We start from the raw sequence: 21,100 nt of genomic DNA, 5'->3' as shown, positions 1-21,100 counted from the left end.
AATTGAAATCCCATGACTATTGACGGCTCTTCTGGTACACAGAGGTGGTTCACATGAGTCTGTCTATGCCTTCACCATTCAAACATCCCACAACCGGCGTCTACTATCTGCGGCAACGTGTTCCAAATGATATAACGGCCAAAGCAATTGGCAGTTTGGTTTCGCTCCCTATAGATGGCAAGCCCAAGACAATTAAGATCGGTTCAGTCGTCAAAGTCTCCCTTGGGACGAAAGACCCTGCAACGGCCAAAGCTCTCTATCGGGAAACCGATGTCGCTCTTCAAGCGCATTGGAAGGCGATACGACAGGGACCTCGATCGCTATCTCAGAAGGAAATCCAAGCGCTTGCTGGCAACGCCTATAAGGCCTTCGTCGCCATCTTCGATAAAAACCCCGGTGAGCCAATACGTTGGCAAAACGTGATTAGGGCTAACGCTGCTGCCTCCGTGGGTGCAAATGTGATTCGCATCGGCCCGGACGCAGAGCGGCGAGAAGTCGGGTTGGAAAAGCGCTTCGGCGATATTGTTGACAGCACCCTTCGACATCAACATTTGATCGTTGATGGTGCGAGCCGTCGGCGACTGATCGCGGCCACCGAAAGGGCCTTAACTGAAGCAGCGTTGACTAATCTGGGCAAAGCTCAGGGTGATTATTCACCCGACAGTTATATCGATCGTTTTCCCGATTGGGACGCGCCAAAGCCGCCAGCACAACCAAGGAAGCAATCAAAATCAGATCTAGACCTCTTTAAACTGCTGGATCACAAGTTCGCCACCCAGTCCAAAGCAGTGAAAACCAAAGAGGATTACCGACGGTCCCTGAATGATTTTGTAAGCGTCACAGGACGCATCTCAGCAGACACGATCACGAAGGAAGATGTCAGGAAGTGGCGGGATGAAATGATCATCAGAGGCCTCTCTAAGAAGACGATTAATGGCAAGCACCTGACAGCACTGAAGGCAGTTCTTACGCATGGAGTTGAAGAGTTCAATCTTTCAACAAACGCCGCTCATGGAATACAAGACAAGCGCGATGATAAAGTCCCTGTTGGATCGAAAGACTATACCCTTGAACAGGCCGAGACGATACTGAATGCAACCTTTGACGGAACTGGCAAAGCACTTGCCCCTCATTACCAACGCGCAATCTTCTGGGTACCTTGGATATGCGCTTATACAGGACTACGGGTTAGTGAAGTAACACAGTTGCGGGGTCGCAATGTCCGCGAGGAAGACGGCATACCATTCTTTCTGATTACACCCGAGGATGGTAGCACAAAGAGCAAGCGAGCTTGGACGGTCGGCGTACACAAACACCTGATTGAGCTCGGTTTGCTTGACATGTTTAAAGCTATTGGCGATGGCCCAGCATTCTATCGTGCGTATCCGGAGGGTACAGACCTTACGAAACTTCCAAAGCATCGCTCCAAAGACAGCGCAGAGCGTATAGGCAATTGGATAACCCATGAAGTATTGGGAGGGTCTGCGCCGGGGGGCAAGCCAAGCCACGCATGGAGGCATCTCGCGACAACCCGATCTCGCAACTTCGATGTGGACAAGGAGGCCCGAGACTACATGATGGGCAGCAGGTCACGAGTTGACGCCCGCGAAGGCTACGGAGAATGGTCGCCTATGGTCATCAACCGTGAAATTAATAAAATTGGGCGGTTTGCCGTTCCCGATGGCGACTACCGGCCAACATTGGAGCAACTTGTTCCCGAGGGACTGCGTAATGAACGTTTGAAGCAGCGCCCATCCATTCGCACGAGAAAGACTTAGATAGGTTCCTGTGATCAGAAAGCTGAGCCCGAGCATCTGCGCTAGCTTAATTTGACTTCGGTCATATCTGATCGCTTGCGCAATCTCGTGCGCGTCAAATGTATCTATGATTGCGTCGACATCCGCTGCATTATTAATCCGCTTTTATATTGACGTACTGCGAACCTTCCTTACAGGTTGTACTACACGAAATAGGATGCGAATGGTGTAGATGGCTGACGACCTCAAGACGATTTCCGACAAGCTGTGGACCACTGCAGAGAAGCTCCGCGCCAATTCGGGTGTGCGCCCTGCCGACTATGCCCGGCCGGTGATGGGATTGCTCTTCCTTCGTCATGCTGAGGAAAAATTCGTGGAAGTCGAGGCTAAGCTGTCTCCACGCGAGGGATCCCGTGTCCGACCTGGAGCAGAGGCCTATAAGGCGGAAGGCGCAATCTTCCTGCCGCCGGAGGCCCGGTTCTCTTTCTTGCTAAAGTTGCCAGAAGGATCCAACCTTGGCCGCGCGTTGACAACCGCCATGCGAGAAATCGAGGCAAAGAATCCCGAACTGAATGACGTCCTGCCGAAGACCTATCAGACTATCCCTGATGACGTCCTGGTCGAATTGCTCCGTGCTCTGAACCCGCTCAAGATTGCCGGTGATGCCTTCGGTCATGTCTATGAATATTTCATGGGCAATTTTGCTAAAGAGACCATGCAGAAGGGTGGCGAGTTCTACACGCCCTCAACCATCGTGCGGTTGATCGTTGAAATTATCGAACCTTATCATGGACGAATTCTGGACCCGGCCTGTGGCTCAGGCGGCATGTTTGTACATTCGGCAGACTTCGTGAAGCGTCACCAAAAAGAACCCGACAAGGAGCTGTCGATCTATGGCGTCGAGCGCACACGCGAGACCTGGCGATTGGCCCAGATGAACCTTGCGGTGCATGGCCTCTCTGGCAGGATTCTCGACGGCGACAGCTATCGGGACCCGGTCTTCGAAGAGGTGATGCCGAAGAAGAACGACAGGGGCCGTTACGAGGGGCCGGGCGGCTTCGACTTCGTCATGGCCAATCCTCCCTTCAACGTGAAAGAACTCGACAAGAGCAAGCTGCTGGACGTCACCAACCGCTTTCCCTATGGTGTCCCGAGTGCAGACAATGCCAACTATCTCTGGATACAGTTCTTCTGGTCGCGGCTCAACGAAACGGGCCGCGCCGGGTTCGTCATGGCCAATTCCGCAGCTGACGCGCGGGGCACGGAACAGGAAATCCGCAAGAAGCTGATAGAGAGCGGCAGCGTCGATGTCATCGTCTCAGTCGGACCGAACTTCTTCCTGACAGTCACGTTACCCTGCACCCTATGGTTCTTCGACAAGGGCAAGGCGACTGGACCAAGGGCCGACAAAGTGCTGTTCCTCGATGCCCGACACATCTTCCGCCAGATCGACCGAGCCCATCGCGACTTCACCGAAGAGCAGGTTGAAACTCTGGCCAATATCGTGCGTCTCTGGCGTGGCGAGCCTCCGGAATTCTTTACCCAATCCAAAGCGTGGCTGGAGGAGCGTTTCCCGGGGCTCGTCTATGGCGATGTGTCCGGTCTTTGCCGCAGCTCCACCCGCGCGGAGATCGAAAGCCAAGGCTGGTCGCTCAATCCGGGACGCCATGTCGGAGTGGCGTCTGGTGAAGCGAATGACGAGGATTTCCGCGAGAAACTGGAGGAGCTCCACGAAACACTGGAAGTCCTGAACGTCCAAGCACGGGAGCTGGACAAGATCGTCGCTGTGAACGTGGCTGAGATACTAGGGGTGTGACGATGGCTATGTGGCCAGTAAGACGCATGGATGAGCTTTGTGAGATCACCTCTAGCAAACGCATCTTCGCCGCAGATTACGTTCACGATGGCGTGCCTTTTTATCGCGGGCGGGAAATCACTGAAAAGTACAAAGGCAACCTTGATGTCACAACCGAGCTTTTCATAACGGAAGAGAAATTCCGAGAGATTGAACGCAAATTCGGCGCACCAAAACAGGGCGACTTGCTGCTCACGTCGGTGGGAACGCTGGGATCTGTCTACCTCGTAAAAGCAGGAGACCGCTTCTATTTCAAAGACGGAAATCTGACTTGGTTTCGCCATTTCAGAGGTCTCGACAGCCAGTTCTTGTATTACTGGCTCGGCTCACCTCGCGGTAAGGCAGAGCTCAAGAAATGCACGATTGGTTCGTCCCAATCGGCCTTCACCATAGTGCTCTTGAAGAGCATCGAGATTGAAGTTCCTTCGCTCCCTGTCCAGCAACGCATTGCACACATTTTAGGTGTGTACGACGATCTGATCGAGGTGAACCTACGACGCATTGCTATCCTTGAGGAGATGGCGCGGAGGTTGTTCGATGAATGGTTTCTCCGCTTCCGCTATCCGGGTCGTGAGGCCGTGCAATTGGTCGAGACGAGACTTGGTATGGTGCCTGAGGGGTGGTCAATTGTTCGCGCTGAGGAGATGATCGACTTTGATCCACGCACCAAAGTCCCGAAGGAAGGGATCAAGCGTTTCGTACCAATGGGCTCCCTAGATACCGTTTCTTCGGTCATATCTGGTTGGGAAACACGCTCGGGAAACTCTGGCTCCAAGTTCCAGAATGGGGATACACTCTTCGCTCGCATCACACCCTGCCTGGAGAACGGGAAGACGGGATTGGTCAACTTCCTAGAAGTAGAGGAAACTGCCTTCGGCTCCACAGAGTTCACTGTGATGCGCGGCAAAGGCGTTTCGTCATCGTTTGTCTACCTGCTGGCGCGATCCGAAGCCTTTCGGGCAATAGCAATTAAGTCCATGGGCGGTGCTGACGGTCGTCAGCGGGTTCGAACAGAAGCATTGAAGGGCTATGAATTTGCCTTCCCTCAAACTGACTTACTGAGTAAGTTTGCATCCGTTACCGACCCGATGCTTCAGCAGGTCCGGGTGTTGGCCAATCAAAATAACTGCCTTCGCACCGCTCGTGACCTACTGCTTCCCAAGCTGATCTCCGGCCAGATTGACGTCTCGGCCGCCCAAGAGAGATTTGCCGAGGCGGCGGAATAGCCTATGGCCGACACTCCGAAGGACATCCAATACGGTATTCCCGACGGGACACGCGCCACGCTGACCGGCTTCTCCGAGGAAGGGCTTGTTGAAAAACCGACGATTGATCTTCTGGAGAGCCTCGGCTGGAGCCACTACAATCTTTATGACGAAACCTTCGGTCATGACGGCTCGCCGTTTCGCGACACACTGCGCGATCCCTATCTGACCAAAGTGTTGCGCACCGCGCTTTCTCGTCTAAATCCCGACCTGCCACAGGATGCGCTTGACCTTGCCTTCGATACCCTGACGCAGGACCGAGCATCGATGGTGCCAATGGCCGCGAACAGGGAAGTGCTGGAACTGGTGCGGGATGGGGTAGACGTCGAATACCGCGACGATAACGGCGGGATGACCAAGGAACGGGTCCGCGTCGTCGACTGGCGCGAACTTGACGCCAATGACTTCACACTAATCTCTCAGGTCTGGATCTCGGGCGAACTTCACCGCCGTCGCACGGACCTGATCGGCTTCGCGAACGGAGTGCCGCTGCTGTTCATCGAGCTGAAAGCCGGACACAGACGCATCGAAGATGCCTACCGCGACAATGTCCGCGACTACCGCGACAGCATTCCTCAGCTGTTCCGCCCCAACGGCTTTGTTCTCGTATCCAATGGGCTCGACACCCGGATCGGCGCTTCAGCCTATTCGCCATGGGATACGTACAAGGAATGGAAGCGGATCGACGACGAGACTGAACCGGGACGCGTATCGCTCGAAACTGCCATCCGTGCTGCCGCCACGCCCGAACGCTTGATCGATCTTGTCGAGAACTTCCTCATCTTCGAGCAAACCAAGGACGGGCTTGTTAAGAAAATTGCCCAGAACCACCAGTTCCTCGGGGTGAACAAGGCAGTTCAGGCCGTGGTCAACCTGGGGGAGAACCGGGGCAAGCTTGGGGTCTTCTGGCACACGCAGGGGTCCGGCAAGAGCCTTTCCATGCTGACCTTCACCCGAAAGGTTCTACGGACGATACCCGGGGCATGGACCTTCGTAATCGTCACCGACCGCGAGGAGCTGGATAAGCAGATTTCCGACGTCTTCGCCGCCTGTGGCGCGGTAACCAAGGATGTGCGGGAAGTTCGCGCCGGATCGAAGGAGCATCTGAAGGCGCTGCTGCGGGGCAATGAGCGATACGTCTTCACCCTGATCCACAAGTTTGGCACGGCCAAGGGAGAAACCTTTCCGGTCCTTTCCGAAAGGTCGGACATCATCGTCATCGCAGACGAGGCCCATCGCTCGCAATATGACACGCTCGCTGCCAATATGCGCCGGGCGTTGCCGAACGCCGCGTTCATTGGTTTCACAGGGACCCCGCTGATGGCCGGGGAAGAGAAGACCCGCGACGTCTTCGGCGACTATGTCTCGACCTACACCTATCAGCAGTCGGCCGAGGACGGAGCCACCGTTCCGCTTTATTACGAGAACCGCATCCCCGAGCTGGAGTTCGCCCACGAGAGCTTTGCCGAGGATCTGGAAGCCGTCATCGAAGAGGCCGAGCTCGACGAGGAGCAGGAGCGCGAACTTGAGAAACGCCTCGGCACCCAATACCACCTGATCACTCGCGAGGACCGTCTGGACCGGATCGCCGAGGACCTCGTTCGCCACTTCGTCGGTCGAGGCTATCGCGGCAAGGCCATGTTCGTGGCCATCGACAAGGCAACAGCGGTGCGGATGTACGACAAGGTTCTCCGCGCTTGGAATGCCGAGATTGCACGGCGCGAGGCAGCCCTTGCTTTAGTCCCCGCCGATCAACGCGAGGCCTTGGTCGCTGTCATCGCCTTCATGCGCGAGACGGAAATGGCAGTTGTGGTCAGCCAAGCCCAGAACGAGATCGCCGATATGGAGGCAAAGGGCCTCGACATTCGCACCCACCGGAGGCGAATGATCGAGGAAAATCTGGACCAGCGGTTCAAGAAGGGAAGCGATCCGCTTCGTCTCGTCTTCGTTTGCGCCATGTGGATTACCGGTTTCGACGTGCCGACTTGTTCGACCATCTATCTCGACAAACCGATGAAGAACCACACGCTGATGCAAACCATCGCTCGGGCCAACCGCAATGCGCCGGGCAAGAAGGCTGGCCTGATCGTCGACTATGTCGGCATCTTTCGCAATCTGGAGAAGGCGCTGACGATCTATGCCGTGGGCGGCGCAAAAAATGCAAAGCCTATCGAGGACAAGTCCGCACTGATCGAGGATCTTGCCCAAGCCATCGAAGAGGCACTTGCCTTCTGCCGGATGCGAGACGTTGATGCGGGTGTGATCCTTGAGGTGGCTGGGTTCGACCGGCTACGGAGGCTCGGCGATGCCGTGGAAGCGCTGAACGGCACCGACCCCGAGCGCCGCACTTTCCTTGCGCTGGCCTCCAACGTTTGGACTACGTTCAAGGCCGTTCTTCCAGACGCCCGAGCCGAGCCATATCGCAAGATCTCAGCGGCCATTGAAGTGATAGCAGAACGCATCCGTTCACTCACCGAGCGACCAGACATCTCGGCAGTCTCCAGCCAAATTGAAGCGCTGCTGGACAATTCGATTGCGGGTGTTGAGATCACCGCACCGATCCGCGAAGATGGCAGCACAGACGGTCTCTTCGACCTTTCCCGCATCGACATCGAGCGCCTGAGGGCCATGTTCGATACGGGTAATCGCCAGCGCACCGAGACACAACGTCTTCGCCGGGCTATCGAGGATCAGCTGGAGGAAATGGCAGCTCGCAATCCAACGCGCCGTGGCCTCGTTGAACGCTTCGAAGTTCTGGTCTCTCAGTACAATACAGGAAGCCTGACCGCCGCCGATTTCTTCAATCAGTTACTAGCACTGGTTGGCGACATGAATACGGAGGACCAACGCGCTGTTCGTCAAGGTCTTACCGAAGAAGAGCTGACGATATTTGATATTTTGACGCAACCGGAGCCGAAGCTGGGACCCGAGGACGAGGACCTCGTCAAGCGCGTGGCCAAATCTCTCTTGGAGAAGTTGAAAGCCGAGAAACTTGTCCTCGATTGGCGCCTCAAGGAACGCGCAAAAGCAGCCGTTAAGGCGACGATCCAGCAGCTATATGACGACGGACTGCCTTCGGCGTACGGACAAGGCATATTCGACGAGAAAGTAGAACGCACCTACCAATGGATTTTCGAGAAGTATTCAGGCGCTTCCAGTACGAACACTATCCAGTGAGATGATCTCGATCCTGTTCCAGGACATTTTGTACAGCCAAAGGATAAACATGTATGCCCTGAACGGTTTTGTCGTAGAAATCTCAGGTCTCGTCATGAGATGAGTTCTATGGCGATTCCCCCCGTGCCCCCTGCATCATTCTGCATCTTGCTTATGAAATTGGTGTCATGAGATGAATATGCAGGTTGGCAGGAGAGGCACCGCGGCATTGAACGTGTACTCTGGAAGGGTTATGTCGCAGCGGCGTCGCCCATTCCCACTCAATCAAAGCGGAGCACGGCTCCCGGTCGGACATTTATGTGAAGCACGCGCCCGTCCGCTGTCTTCCATCGGTGCTCGTTACTGTCATAACGGAAAACGCTGGCGATAGGATTGGCCGATAGGGCATGATTGACGATGTAGACTATGTAACGCCTCTTGACGTCCTCATTGATGAACTGGCCATATTCGTTGGGCGTGAGTTCACAGACGCCTTTGGGCCCATGTAAGCCTTTAACCTCGATAAACAGCGATCCATCATTTCGGCTAGCTTCCAAATCCCAGCCTCGTGCCAGGCTTTCGACGCTTTCGACTGTATAGCCTCCCCCCACCGTTGATTTGAAATGTTTGGTGGCATGAGCAATTGCGGCTTTCTCAACCTTACGTCGCAATTCAGGATCGAGGTTACGAGGTGGCCTAGTTTTCTTTGTGCTCGATGTCGAAAGTCTTGCTTTTTCTTTCTCAACTTCTGAAATGTATTTCCAGACACGCGAACGATATTCGTCATCACGTCCATACCACACGATGGACTGTCCGAATCCACCGTCCATTGTTTTATTAGATTGTACCCAGAAATCTCTGTTGGGCTCAGGGAGCAGCGTTGCTAACAAAGCTTCTGTCTCTGCCGTATAACTAATATCCATCCCGGGATGGATATTACCCTTGAGAGTTGTGGACGGCTGAGCGCTACGATACACCGTCGCGTTGCGATACCAACCTACGATAAAAGCTTTCTTACTGGTCGGCTCCATCGCGATCCACACAACAAGAACGCCGCTAATATGATCGTCCTTGGTCGCCGCGCCAAGTTCATTGATATTTACCTTTCGACCAAAACCAGGGCGATAGCCAAACACCTTGCCCCGCTTTGGGGCGAAATTAAAGCTTTCTGCGCCATGCGTCCTGCCAACAAGATAACCGTGTCTTCCACGCGTTGGATCATCCTGAGCAGCCCCAGCATACTTCTTCATCCATCCAATGTTGAAAAAGACCATCGGCGGAGGCGCTTCAGCAGTCGGTACCCCTTGCTTCCCTGAGATCTCCTCTATGATGGTTGCAAGTCGCTTTTCTATAGACGAGCCCGAGTGTTTGGCAGGCAGATACCCCTTGATGTGAGCGCGGCCTAAGTCAGTGATAACCGCTGAAATATTCCTCATACGGAACTCTATGCTGGCGGCACTACGCTGAGCTAGAGGCCCCCGAAGCAATCTGTTCCTAAACGTCGTCTTAGAGTAAGGTTCGCCGCCCTGCTCTGACGAAAGCATTTCAAGATATGCCACCACACACGCGCGTAATTCTTCCTCCGTCCAATCAGTTCTCGCCATAATTTCCGCTTCGTCCCCTGAGTTATTATTATAGTACCTGCGGTCATTTACGCTTCGCGTGAAAGATCAACTCGAGAGCTGCCTCAACATCTCCTTCGCCGGAGACTTTGAACAGAGTGTTTCCCCTATCATCCTTAATCGGGAGTTTCGCCATTGAAGCAAAGTGATCGACGGTGCCACGTACCGTTATGGACAGCTGTTGTACTCGTGGTTGCACAATAACATACCAAAAGTTATCGGGAGTTTCGCTGAAGTTCTTGGATTTCCCGCGCTTAAGATCACCAGATATACGCTTACGAACACCGGAAAGAAGAGCCTCTGCGGCCTTTTGCATATCCAGCTCGAACAACTTTCCTGCCATGGATATAAACTCACGGTCGCCAGGCCCATAGGGTATTTGGATAGTGTTTTCCTCAACTCTGCGCGATGACTTGAGTGCACCATTCGGACTGCCAGCGAGTGCAATCGCCTCACTAGTGGTCCCTACGTTCAGTGCCACAACATCGCTCATGTCAAAGGTGATTGTACGTTTTTCTTTATCAAACTTGCATTCGTGAAGAAGCACTACACTTCGTGATCCAATCGACTGGGGGCTGCCACCAAACAGTCTGATTTGATGCGGCGGCAGGTCCAGAGCCCAGACACCTTGTCCGATTTCATTTACCTCTGATGCGGTGATTGACAACGCCATAGTTTTGCTCCCTTTCAGATAAAATTTATCTGTACAGATAAAACTGCAGATAATCAACTCAGATTGTCTGGTCGAAAATACCTGGCATCGCATGTTAAGATGCAATACCTGCACTCGTTGAGAAACACTGGCACGCACACTCAGCGGTAAAGCCTTTACTTCTTCACCTTCCACTGAACCGAAAAAATCTTTGGAGTTGCATCAGGCTTACAAAGGCAAAAGGGGGTTCCGAGTAAATCCAGGTGGTCGCAATGTTTGCGCCGAAAATATATGTCTGAGTGATGAAATTAAATGACGTGCACTTCATCCCCCCATACCCCCCTTAACGCTCTGGTATGAAGATTGCATTTCTCAAAGTCGCTGAACCCTGATGTTCACCTCCAGTCGTCGCCGGACCCAACAAGGCCCCATCATTGCGCCGAACCGCCGCTCTTGTGACCCGTTAGCCAAGCGAGTAAATCAATTCACGCCAAAGGTTCGAGCTATCGATGTGGAACCGATTAAGCCAGCCATAAAGGAAACACGCGCTCGATGGAACACACACACGATCAGATTGAGCTTTTGGTCGAGATTGACGATGCCTTGGCAATGCCGCTACATAGCAATAGGTGTTATGATGCCCACATTGAGCGGATTAATCATTTCCTGACAAGCTGTCCCGCGGACCCTGCTAGCAGTGCGTTGATCCTAGCCCGAGAGATCATGAACCACCGCCAAGGCAAAAGAATTTATTGGTTCGATGAGGAGAGCGGCATCGCGGAGGCAAGGTGTGCAGTGAGGAAGGCGCTGCCAAGTTGGCCACTTTACCTCTACCATGGCACCTCATCTCGGCATCTTCCATCAATAAACCAGCATGGTCTTATCGCCGCATTCTCTCAAAGTTCGTGGCAGAAACACGTGGACACGGACCATCTCGAAAGCGGGGTGTTTATGGCCACCAGTTGGCGATCTGCACATGATTGGGCGATGAGCTCCAATTCTACCAGCAAAGGCCAGCAGCGGAGAAATAGTGCAAGCGTTGTTATTCGACTGAGGGCGGATGGATTGATACCCCAGCAGGATACCAAAGCAACTGCACCTAGCTGCGCGATATTGCCCAGTCCGATCGGCGTAAGCGATGCGGAGGTTTTGCTTAGCGATCACGTTGGCTATCCCATATGGCGGCGGCTGGTTGATATCACGCTCCAAGATATTCGGGCAGCAATCGAGATGCGTCGTCAATTAACGCTTTGAAAATTGACATGACCGATGACGGTTACTCACCGTTTGTTCCGCAGAAGCTAATCTTGCTGTGCCCAGCCTTGTACGGCAACCTGCGCACCATGACTGAAGGAAGCTTGAATGACCGTGGAACACAAGGCGTTACTATGCGCGTGGTAACAGGTTGAGTAGCCCCGCACCCTGTCCACCAATGGCAGTCATTTGTGTTGGCTCGAAGCTTCATCGGCTTCACACTGAGCATACTTTGCCACCGCCAAAGCGTAGGCTGCAGCTTCTTCAGCAGCATCATTGTTATCTCGAATGTACTTGTTAAGTTTACCTATGTATTCTTCAATATCGCTCTGGTAACTCGTCAGTTCGTAGTCTTCACACGTATGGGTGCCTGAGAACTTGTACCCTGATAGACAGAACGGAACCGATGGGCGATCATATGAACCGGGACCATCAGGGAAGTCAATTGATTGGCTAGGCTTAGAACAGTAAGCTGATGCACCCGTTGAACAAAGTACTGTTCCCAATACCAAAAAAATAATGCACTTCAATTGTGTCGCCCCTTATTGTAGCAAATTAAGCCTACTGGCAATGCATCGTTTTGTTGAGAATATATACGCGCATTTGTTAGTCTCAAAGATTAAATTCTCGCGATTATTTAAATTGGCATGAATATCCCGGTGACAAATTGATATCTTTGGTTCAGATTAACGTGGAGCAGCGGGACCGAACTTATGTTCGGACAGCGCTTTGGGGGAATGCCAGTGAAGTCATGGAAGTACTTGACCATCGCCGCAGTACTATTGAGTGGCTGTATTACCGAGCAACCTGCAAATCCGCAACAAGCACAGCGGCTTGGTGAGACCTGCCAAGCAACCTACGGCTTTGTTCCGGGGTCAGACGCCTATGCACAATGTGTGTTCCAGTTAGACCAACGGCGCATCGAGACCAATCAGCGCAGACGACAAGCTATAGGCCAAGCATTTAGTGACGCTGGGAAGCAGATGCAGGAAAATGCGCGGAACACCCCTGCATACACTCCCCCTCGTCAGGTCAACTGCACGTCACGGCAAAGTTATGCCGGGGCGCCGGTCTATACGAACTGTTATTAGTTTCCAATTCGAGTTTCTCAAAATGTATAGGATGTGAGATCACCTATTGACGCGTCTCATTTCATGTCTCATAAGTGTGTTATCGAAACATCTGAGAGGTTGTGAGACATGGCGCAGGTGGCATACATTCGTGTTTCTTCGGTCGGACAGAGCCTTGATGTGCAGCGTGACAAGATGCTGGCACTGGGCATCGAGCAGGAGAATATCTTTGAAGAGAAGCGTTCGGGGCTAGATAGCAGCCGACCGGCTCTTAAAGAAGCCCTGAGGTTTGCTCGGAAAGGTGATGAGTTCATTGTAAGCCGTATCGACCGGCTGGCTCGCTCGGCTTCCGACCTCTTGAATATCGTCAAGGAGCTTGAGGCCAAAGGTGTGACATTCAAGGTTCTGGATCAGCAGATTGACACCAGCACCTCCACCGGAAAGCTGTTGCTTGGCGTTCTGGCCCTTATTGCAGAGTTTGAGACTGACATACGCAAAGAGCGTCAGATGGACGGCATAGCGAAGGCAAAGGCGAAGACTGGTGCCGATGCCGTAAAGTTTGGGAGAAAAACGTTGGTCACACCCGAGGTGGTGTCTGAGATTGTTCGGATGCGTGATGAAGGTGTCTTGATCAAAGACATCATGGCGAACACGCGTCTGAGCAAGGCCAGCGTCTATAGAGCGCTGAGCAGTCTCAAAACATAGGTCTTCTTGTGCCATGCGAGTAGATTTTCTCGACCTTTACGAAAAAGTTGCAACGCCAATTTTGCTCAAGTTTGAGCCAATTCCGTATCGTACCGTCTCTCAAAGGCTTGAAATCGTTGATGGCACAAGGGACTAAAGATCTGGTGCATCTGCCAATTTCATCCTCTAACTTACTGATTTTACAATGAATTTATGAACTAGGCGCTTGACGAGTTCACTCTTGTCGATCATATATGTCGTACCGTACATAAACCACGGGCAGGACTTCGGACCTGAGTTCTTTGACAGTTGAATACAAGGCCCAGTACGGTGAGAACCGGAGCCGCCTCCAAGAAATGGAATACCCGAAAAGACTGGTGCACAAGCGGCATTAGGTTTTTTAGGGTGGCTAAGACGACAAATGCCGCGACTTAGAAACTAAGGTCTTAGCCATTATACGTCTAACTGCCGCATTAAACCCATGACATAAAAAATCATCGAGACTACTCAAATAAGTCCTCGCCCCCGTGCCTTTAGGTCTAGGTACGACTTTCGGCCATGCTGTGAGATTGCATGAACAGGGAAGCTTCTTCTCTGCCTTAGACCCCAATCCCAACGATGAGACTTCATCAAATATGAGAAACTGCAAGGCTGATGGCTGCTTCAAGCAAACCAATGGCTATAGCTCGTACTGCGAGCGTCACAAGAGAACCTTGGCCCGCCATGGCCATCCACACCAAATTGGCATCAAGAAATCCGACCTCAAACCATACATCAAGGATATCGAGACCTACTTGACGACGAAATCGGCATCCAACTCCAATGCAATCCTAAACGATATTTGGGCCCGGACAGTGCGCAAGGCCCAAGACCACACCCACGGCGCCAGCAATGGCGTCCCCTTTAACGGCCACTCTATGAACGCGTCCAAGGCTATCGTGTCGTTGTCGAAGGAGATCGACAGTGCCACCATCTGCAAGGTCCTGATGGCAATGGGCTTCTGGTACGAGTTTAACCAGAGACAATGGAAATACGATGAAGGTTTCCGTTTCCAGACGGTCAGAATGCTACTGCGACTGAATCCCCGGGAAGCTGCGTATGAATGGTCCATGCATGGGCTTACACGATCCGTCTATCGTGAGGTTCCACCAAAGACCATCAAGGCAATTTGGTCGATAATCAATGAGACCAAGCTCGTTGGCTTCGGTATGGAAATAGCCAAGCGGACAGAGAAAGAACTCAAAGCACGTCGGCAACGGTTCGATGAGGAACGTACAGCTATCATCGGACTAGATCGGACAGAACAGCGTGGTGAGACTGTGTAGCTTTGGAATACACCACAGAAGCCTTTGATCGGGCTTCAGGCGATCTCGTCACCAAGTCTATTGGGGAATGGATCACAGTCACGGAGTATGGACAGGCAAAAGGGCAAGGACCACGGAAAACCCGTGCAATTTTAACGGAGATGGGTCTCCTTGCTCCGGAATATTTCGGTCCATCGGGTAATGTTCGCAACCGTCTGAAACTTAAGGCTGTGGCACTTGGACTGGGGAAGCGTCTACATCCCAAGAACGGAAAGTATCCATTTGACGTCTTGTCACCCTCAGGTCAGCTTTGGGCGGACGAGAGGTGGACAGAAGCTTCACGCAAGGTTGCAGTGAAGTCGCAAGACAACCCGACCAAACTTCTTGCTAAGGCAAAACTCGAAGAGTTCTCCAAGGCTCGACGTTCAGAGATGACGACGCAGATGGAAATCTGCTGGCTGATAGATCACTTCCTTGATTTGTCGCAAGCCGATGTCTGCGAAATCCTTGCTGTGCCGAAGCAGACCGTGAGCAGGTATGCAAGTCTCAGATCAGCATCCAAGACGAAAGCACGAGCAAATAGGTCAGCCTCTCTGTTTGACGTTGAAAGTCCACTCACGTGACCTTAGCGCTCAACGACGTTGCCAACAAAAGGTGTGGGGGCTGTCTTGTCCCCTCATCATGTCTGGGCTGACCACGGGGCCACTTTAGAACTGAAAGGTCTCCTGAGCTCTACGGCCGGGACCGTTGGTCATATGCCTATATTACTGAAGAAGTCCCAGCCTCAAAAAACGGTTGGGCTGGCTTAGTAGCGATCCTCCAACCAACTAAAAAACACGCTGGATTGCCCCTTGGGCAGTGCGGCAATTGCATGCCTACGGGAAATGGTTCCCGGAGGACGAAGCGTACGACTAATGCGACGTACACAGGCACGAGTGGCCGGAAAGCCTAAAACTAAATGACCAATGCACCTTACGAAAATAACGTTGCTATCAACATCCCAAGCCTTGCCTCGACAAGCCATGAGTCCCTCGCGACCATGACCACCCCCCAGGTGTATGACTTTCTCTTGGAGGTTGTATGTGTGGCACCAATGGACAGCCGCAGCGATGCGGATGGAAATCCGATTGAGAGCTTTCCAAAAACACATCAGGGCCGCGTGGCCGAAGCCTTCAATGACGGAATAATGGAGGGCATCACAGCAATGGCGGTGGCAATCTGGGGCGAGGAAACGGTCAATACTGTTTTGGACCTGCTAGATAGCCCCGAGGAAATAGCCAAGGATATGGTGCAGCGGGCTGAGATTGATGCGGCTACGGCTGCCAAGTCTGCCCACAACTAAGACAAACCAAAATCCTGAGGTGGTTAACCCGCCCCGGGTAGCCTTGGTTTAACAATGACAGCCACAGACTTTATTAGGCGACCAAAGATTTCAGCGCTACCGGCTGATCTCGATGGCGCTTCGAGCAGACACGGCCTCTAAGGTTCACCAATGAGACCGCTGGTGGTGTGCCTATATTACTGAACAGGTCCCACCCTAAAAAAGCTGTGGTCACTAGTCAGAGCGCTATACGACTATCAATCAACAAAAAGGACTATCGAGATTGGACACTGACAATACCTTCAAAGGCCGACACATCATCATTCACACCGATGGCGCTTGCATTCGAAATCCCGGTCCCGGCGGTTGGGGCGCAATCCTCCAGTCAATGGACGGCAACATCGAACTGAAACGCAAAGAGATTTCGGGTTACGACAGTGATTCCACAAACAATCGGATGGAAATGACTGCTGCAATCAAAGCTCTGGAAGCGTTGAAGGACAATGCCAACCCCGTTCACATTCGCAGCGACAGCAATCTCCTCATACGTGGAATGAACGAATGGCTTCCCGGTTGGAAGACGAAAGGTTGGAAGAACGCCGGAGGAAAGTCGGTCGCAAACCAAGACCTTTGGGAGTTCCTCGATCGTCTTTCGACACCACGTATCCATTGGAGTTGGGTTCGAGGACACGCTGGCAATAAATTGAACGAGATGGTCGATAGGTTAGCGACTGCGGCCGCGAGATCCCCGGAGAATCGTTTGTTCACCGCTTGAGCCGATTTAGATGGAGGGCTCCTACAGAGATGGCAGGAGCTTTTCACACTCGCCTTGAAATATGCCACGTTCGCGGGATTGAACAATAGCATAGCATCACTTTTGAAAGAGCACCACGAGGCGATGATGGAGCTCTGAAATGGCCTAGCCTTTTGAAGCCGAGAGAATCGGTCGCCGAGGGCGGAGACGCCATGCTCCTTCTCTAACTCACGAACACCGGAAGTAATTATGTCAAATCAACGGTTAACCAGGAATTATACGCACCCAAATTGGATGATGAAACCGAACTAGCGTCCAGCAACTTTACGAGTTCTTGAAAACGACGTTTGCAAGACAGGGAAGATTCAATCCTCCGCGCAAGAGTACTCTTGGTGTTCGGCAGAGCCAACATGATATCAATCTCGCTCGGGGAAAACCCTTTGACCATTTTATGATAATCGGGAACTGCCGCGCGGCATACTCCATAGGTATTGCCAGTGGCACACGTAACGACCACCTCTACAAATTCTTGTTTGACCGATTCAGGAATTGCAACTTGAGACGATAGCTCCAAAAGCCGTTCAGAGAATGGGGGCTCATTGTAAAAATTGTTCATGCCCAAGTGAGCTTGCAAAAGTCGTTGCACCGCATTTGATATAACGGCATGAACCTCGTGCTCTCCGAGGAGTGCCAACATTCCCAGTTTCTCAAAGAATTGTTTGGAAGCAGTGTGCCGGTCGACCACGCCATCGGCAATGTAGTTGTGGTGACGATTAACAAGGTCCGATTTTGCTTTAGGCGTGAAGGACGGCGCAAAATGCGCTGAGATCCCCAATGCATTTACTCTGGCTTCTTCTTGACTTTTCGGATCACAGTAGATGCCGTGCAGTGACCCAAAAATCAAGTTTTGTTGTGCCTCGTGCGTTCCCGATATTCGTTTTATCCACTGGCTCGCTTGCTCATCAGTAAACTTTGAAGCTTTAATAGCAGTTATAAAGGCCGACAAATCGACGCCAACAGGATTTATCTCATTGTTTAATGCGTATTTCGCACAACGGTTGGCGTATGAGACAAACTCATGATCGTCAATGTTCCCGACACCAGGATGCGCCGCCGAAAAATTATTACGGATGTCTCGGCATTGATCGAGAAAAAAGTAACCATCCTCCGTGATAAGATTTAGTTTGAGGCAGAGCAGAAGAAGCTCCGCGTCTTTCATTTCCACAAGAGTCTGTTCGTCGAAGTCTCTCTTAGACGTAACCTGAGACACAACGTTCAAGCCAAATCGTCGTACCTTATCTCGCAGTTCAACAATTGAGAGATTCCAGATATAATTGATAGCGCTGTCGAATAATCCCACCGCAATTGCAATGCACATTCGGCCAAGCGGCGCGGTCCTAAGTTCGGGTGGAATTTTCTGCAACACGCGCGGTAAATTCTGCCAAGCACCCTCGATTTCGTCCTGTGATGCCAGTATATCTCTTGGCACACCTATACTGCTTGTAAGAGCATCTAAAGTGGGCAATGTGTTGGATAGAATTGCGGGTAATTTTATATCTGTCATTTCGCACCTAGACTGCAAGGTCTGTTGTTATATCGGTAAGTACTTAATAATCGGAGAAGGCGGACACAGAGGCTTTATGTTTCTGACTGAAAAATCCTATGAGAGAAGACGAACGCATTTGGGCCGTAAAGGAGGTCCTGTTTGACTATGTGAAGAGCCCGTCTCTGCGCCATATCCGTGATCCTCATTCAGTGATCAAGTTGGCGCAACAGATTGTCAAGAAGATAGATCGCGGCAATTCCATCTGGAGAAAATGGAATGGCCAGCGTGAGGTTTTATTAAAGTCCGCACTTGGTTGCTGGATACCCATTGAGGACCTGCGTGACGTCTTAGACCAGATGCCCGGTCCATCGCTTACGATGACGGATGTTTCTCAACGCCTAAGGGCGTTTGAAGACGAGGATTATTACTCATATCCGAACGAAGAGCTCCAGCAAGGCTGTTTGGCCGTTTACAATAAGGAAAAGGCTGAAGGTACAGAACTCCCAGCTATTATAGGTCTTCTTCGAGATCATGTAGAGCGCGAGGAAGAGCGTTTGCGCGTAGAACAAAATGAACGATACCGGCGTTTGCGCGAGGAAGAGCGAATAGCCCGCGAGCAACGATTGATATCGGGTGCAGACTGCAAATGGACACAGCTTCCGAAATCGCCTCATTGGTATTGCCGTACCAATAGTCGAACCTACAGACTGTCGCCGACGACGGACAAGATGTGGAAACTCTTTCGCGTAACTTCCCTTGAGGAGAACGAAAAGGGTGAATCGATAGGAAAGTATCAACGACGTGGCGATGCGACAAAGGTGGTGGCCCAAATGGCTTACCACCCTGAGCCGAGGTGGTAATTCAGGTAAAGTGCACTTGCGCGTTGGTATCGCCCGTGGTACACAATGCACACTAGGGTCGATATATATGCATTGTATTTCAATTTGTTAGATGCACGATAGCAGAGTTCAATCCTCTCTCGCAGCACCAGTTTTCCAAGCAGACAATATGGCTATTCCTTATCGTCGGTTTTGCCCGGAGTAAGGCCAATCGCGATGCCTATGACAATTCCCATTCCTATATTGCCGAAGACAGTTCCGATCGCAGTACAAGGCGATATTGAGTGGCTTGTATTGGTCATCTGGCTTTAATCGAACTTTGCCAACTCTTGTTTGAATCGTTCAACCATCCACGTCGTTGCGGGGCCCATTGCTGCATCAACAGGATGAAGAACAACTAAATTATAAGGCAGTTCCGGATAGGGCTCCAGATCAAGGGGAACAAGCCTGCCTTCGGCAATATCATCCTTGACCATCCATTTAGGCAAACCACCCCAGCCAAGGCCAGCCAACATGAGCGAATGCTTTGTCGCGACATCAGTCAGGCGCCATGTCTTATAGGCAAACACGCCAAAGTCCTTACCCTTTGTATGTTCGCTCAAATCTGTCACCACCAATTGGATGTGGTTGCGGATAACAGCCAATGGCACCGGCCCCTCATATAGTGCCAGCGGGTGATCAGGCGCTGCCACAGGCATCATCGTTGTTTGCCCCAAGCGGCCAATGGCCAACTCGTCGTAAGGCTCCAATGGCTGCCCGCCAAATCCGATATCCGCCTGCTTCTTGAGAACCAGATCCCAGACAACACCCAGTGCGCCGACGTGCAAACGCAGGCTGACGGTGGGAAACTGCGTTTGAAATGCAGTCAACACAGCAATGAGGACAGGTGACGGCAGAGTGACATCCACCGCCACTGCAATTTCCGCTTCCAGCCCCTGTTTTAAACCCTCGGCCCGCGAGCGCAGGTTTTGAAGCACCGAAATCATGCGCCGCGCATCCTCAAGCATGGCTGTGCCAGCATCAGTCAATCGCGGTTCCCGTACTCCGCCGCGCTCGAAAAGCTGCAATTCGAGCTGTGCTTCCAGATTGGCGATTGTATAGCTGATTACTGACTGCGAACGATTGAGCCGTCTTGCGGCGGACGAGAAACTCCCGGTTTCGGCAACTGCTACAAAGACTTGCAACTGATCAAGTGTAGGATTGGGCAGCATTTAAATATCTATCTTATCGATGGGTTCAATAGATATTTTCCCAGTTTTATAGATAGATGTCCAGTGCCAAATATTGCCTATCAGTTTCGTTCCTGAAAGGACAATACGATGTCATCCATTCTTCTCGTTACTTCGAGCCCACGCGGTGAAGCATCTCACTCAACCCGTGTTGCAACCGAATTTGCAAAAAAGCTGGCTTCGGCAAAGCTTGGCAATACACTCGTCACACGTGACCTCGCCACCACTCCCCTTCCCCATATCGATTCCGATTTTGCGGCAGGCATCTACACACCCGAGGAAACACGTACAGCCCCACAAGCAAAGGTGGTGGGTGTCTCTGATGTGGTTGTCGATGAGCTTATGGCGGCCGATACCATCGTTCTGGCAACCGGCATGATCAATTTCAACATCTCGTCGACGCTTAAGTCGTGGCTCGACCACGTTATGCGTTCCGGCAAAACCTTCAGCTACGGTGCAGAGGGTCCCAAAGGTCTTGTAACCGGCAAAAAGGTTTATGTCATTCTCGCCTCCGGCGGCGTTTACTCCAATGGTCCGGGCGCATCATTTGACCATGCCACACCCTATCTGAAGACAGCGCTTGGTTTTATCGGCATGACTGACGTGGAATTTATTCGCATCGAAGGCGTTGCCATGGGTGCGGATGCAGAAGCGAAAGCCGTTTCATCGGCCATCGAACAGACCAACGGTCTTGCACTCGCAGCCTGAATTGATCGGCATGAAAAACAAAAGCGGGCTTAACGGCCCGCTTTTTGTTTGGTCTGCAATAAAATTGATAGTCTATCCTTGGCG

General features: G+C 52.0%; 16 protein-coding genes. 11 read left to right on the top strand and 5 right to left on the bottom strand.

Annotated features, from left to right (window positions below):
- Positions 1-53: 53 nt before the first annotated feature.
- From V9K92_RS06365 to V9K92_RS06350, 4 genes are all read left to right on the top strand, one after another.
- The gene (locus V9K92_RS06365; RefSeq protein ID WP_443094444.1) at positions 54-1,778 is read left to right on the top strand and encodes a DUF6538 domain-containing protein; all 1,725 of its coding nucleotides are present in this window, start codon (positions 54-56) and stop codon (positions 1,776-1,778) included.
- Between the two features lie 211 nt (positions 1,779-1,989).
- Positions 1,990-3,573: a type I restriction-modification system subunit M gene (locus tag V9K92_RS06360; protein ID WP_337353601.1), complete on the top strand. Its 1,584-nt coding sequence runs from the start codon at positions 1,990-1,992 to the stop codon at positions 3,571-3,573.
- A 2-nt stretch (positions 3,574-3,575) separates the two neighbouring features.
- A complete protein-coding gene (locus V9K92_RS06355; RefSeq protein ID WP_337353600.1) occupies positions 3,576-4,838 on the top strand; it encodes a restriction endonuclease subunit S in 1,263 nt (420 codons plus the stop codon).
- Between the two features lie 3 nt (positions 4,839-4,841).
- Entirely contained in the window at positions 4,842-8,054 is a 3,213-nt protein-coding gene (locus V9K92_RS06350; RefSeq protein ID WP_337353599.1) for a type I restriction endonuclease subunit R, read from the top strand.
- A gap of 260 nt (positions 8,055-8,314) precedes the next feature.
- On the opposite strand, the gene V9K92_RS06345 is transcribed toward V9K92_RS06350, so the two are convergent.
- From V9K92_RS06345 to V9K92_RS06335, 3 genes are all read right to left on the bottom strand, one after another.
- Positions 8,315-9,469, bottom strand: coding sequence for a protein NO VEIN domain-containing protein (locus V9K92_RS06345; protein ID WP_337353598.1), 1,155 nt, complete (start codon positions 9,467-9,469; stop codon positions 8,315-8,317).
- A gap of 211 nt (positions 9,470-9,680) precedes the next feature.
- The gene (locus V9K92_RS06340) at positions 9,681-10,328 is read right to left on the bottom strand and encodes a hypothetical protein (protein WP_337353597.1); all 648 of its coding nucleotides are present in this window, start codon (positions 10,326-10,328) and stop codon (positions 9,681-9,683) included.
- A 1,418-nt stretch (positions 10,329-11,746) separates the two neighbouring features.
- Positions 11,747-12,091, bottom strand: coding sequence for a hypothetical protein (locus V9K92_RS06335; RefSeq protein WP_337353596.1), 345 nt, complete (start codon positions 12,089-12,091; stop codon positions 11,747-11,749).
- Between the two features lie 669 nt (positions 12,092-12,760).
- Between V9K92_RS06335 and V9K92_RS06330 the strand changes: the two genes are divergently transcribed.
- The 5 genes from V9K92_RS06330 (at position 12,761) to rnhA (ending at position 16,715) form a co-directional block, all read left to right on the top strand.
- Positions 12,761-13,336, top strand: coding sequence for a recombinase family protein (locus tag V9K92_RS06330; protein WP_337353595.1), 576 nt, complete (start codon positions 12,761-12,763; stop codon positions 13,334-13,336).
- 548 nt (positions 13,337-13,884) lie between these two features.
- Complete coding sequence (locus V9K92_RS06325) at positions 13,885-14,640, top strand: hypothetical protein (RefSeq protein ID WP_337353594.1); 756 nt, start codon at positions 13,885-13,887, stop codon at positions 14,638-14,640.
- Positions 14,641-14,642: 2 nt separating this feature from the next.
- Entirely contained in the window at positions 14,643-15,242 is a 600-nt protein-coding gene (locus V9K92_RS06320; protein ID WP_337353593.1) for a hypothetical protein, read from the top strand.
- A 335-nt stretch (positions 15,243-15,577) separates the two neighbouring features.
- On the top strand, positions 15,578-15,961 hold the full coding sequence (locus V9K92_RS06315; protein WP_337353592.1) for a hypothetical protein: 384 nt from the start codon (positions 15,578-15,580) through the stop codon (positions 15,959-15,961).
- A 262-nt stretch (positions 15,962-16,223) separates the two neighbouring features.
- A complete protein-coding gene (gene rnhA / locus V9K92_RS06310) occupies positions 16,224-16,715 on the top strand; it encodes a ribonuclease HI (RefSeq protein WP_337353591.1) in 492 nt (163 codons plus the stop codon).
- Between the two features lie 226 nt (positions 16,716-16,941).
- On the opposite strand, the gene V9K92_RS06305 is transcribed toward rnhA, so the two are convergent.
- Entirely contained in the window at positions 16,942-18,258 is a 1,317-nt protein-coding gene (locus V9K92_RS06305) for a hypothetical protein (protein ID WP_337353590.1), read from the bottom strand.
- A 98-nt stretch (positions 18,259-18,356) separates the two neighbouring features.
- Between V9K92_RS06305 and V9K92_RS06300 the strand changes: the two genes are divergently transcribed.
- On the top strand, positions 18,357-19,100 hold the full coding sequence (locus tag V9K92_RS06300) for a hypothetical protein (protein WP_337353589.1): 744 nt from the start codon (positions 18,357-18,359) through the stop codon (positions 19,098-19,100).
- A 287-nt stretch (positions 19,101-19,387) separates the two neighbouring features.
- Here V9K92_RS06300 and V9K92_RS06295 read toward each other — a convergent pair whose 3' ends face one another.
- The gene (locus V9K92_RS06295) at positions 19,388-20,290 is read right to left on the bottom strand and encodes a LysR family transcriptional regulator (RefSeq protein ID WP_307282722.1); all 903 of its coding nucleotides are present in this window, start codon (positions 20,288-20,290) and stop codon (positions 19,388-19,390) included.
- A gap of 108 nt (positions 20,291-20,398) precedes the next feature.
- On the opposite strand from V9K92_RS06295, the gene V9K92_RS06290 reads away from it, so the two are divergent.
- A complete protein-coding gene (locus tag V9K92_RS06290; RefSeq protein WP_337353588.1) occupies positions 20,399-21,016 on the top strand; it encodes an FMN-dependent NADH-azoreductase in 618 nt (205 codons plus the stop codon).
- The last annotated feature ends 84 nt before the right edge of the window (positions 21,017-21,100 follow it).

Origin of the sequence: Phyllobacterium sp. CCNWLW109, from assembly GCF_037203905.1 — a bacterium.
Taxonomy (GTDB): Bacteria; Pseudomonadota; Alphaproteobacteria; order Rhizobiales; family Rhizobiaceae; genus Phyllobacterium; species Phyllobacterium ifriqiyense.
The sequence above is the reverse complement of the archived record's forward strand: the minus strand, read 5'-3'. Positions and strand labels throughout refer to the sequence as shown.

Excerpts from the sequence above, each read along its gene's own strand:
- V9K92_RS06300 (WP_337353589.1), top strand. The coding sequence starts at position 18,357 with ATGAGAGAAGACGAACGCATTTGGGCCGTAAAGGAGGTCCTGTTTGAC.
- V9K92_RS06330 (WP_337353595.1), top strand. The coding sequence starts at position 12,761 with ATGGCGCAGGTGGCATACATTCGTGTTTCTTCGGTCGGACAGAGCCTT.
- V9K92_RS06345 (WP_337353598.1), bottom strand. The coding sequence starts at position 9,469 with ATGAGGAATATTTCAGCGGTTATCACTGACTTAGGCCGCGCTCACATC.
- V9K92_RS06355 (WP_337353600.1), top strand. The coding sequence starts at position 3,576 with ATGGCTATGTGGCCAGTAAGACGCATGGATGAGCTTTGTGAGATCACC.
- V9K92_RS06350 (WP_337353599.1), top strand. The coding sequence starts at position 4,842 with ATGGCCGACACTCCGAAGGACATCCAATACGGTATTCCCGACGGGACA.
- V9K92_RS06305 (WP_337353590.1), bottom strand. The coding sequence starts at position 18,258 with ATGACAGATATAAAATTACCCGCAATTCTATCCAACACATTGCCCACT.
- V9K92_RS06315 (WP_337353592.1), top strand. The coding sequence starts at position 15,578 with ATGACCAATGCACCTTACGAAAATAACGTTGCTATCAACATCCCAAGC.
- V9K92_RS06360 (WP_337353601.1), top strand. The coding sequence starts at position 1,990 with ATGGCTGACGACCTCAAGACGATTTCCGACAAGCTGTGGACCACTGCA.
- V9K92_RS06340 (WP_337353597.1), bottom strand. The coding sequence starts at position 10,328 with ATGGCGTTGTCAATCACCGCATCAGAGGTAAATGAAATCGGACAAGGT.
- V9K92_RS06295 (WP_307282722.1), bottom strand. The coding sequence starts at position 20,290 with ATGCTGCCCAATCCTACACTTGATCAGTTGCAAGTCTTTGTAGCAGTT.
- V9K92_RS06365 (WP_443094444.1), top strand. The coding sequence starts at position 54 with ATGAGTCTGTCTATGCCTTCACCATTCAAACATCCCACAACCGGCGTC.
- V9K92_RS06290 (WP_337353588.1), top strand. The coding sequence starts at position 20,399 with ATGTCATCCATTCTTCTCGTTACTTCGAGCCCACGCGGTGAAGCATCT.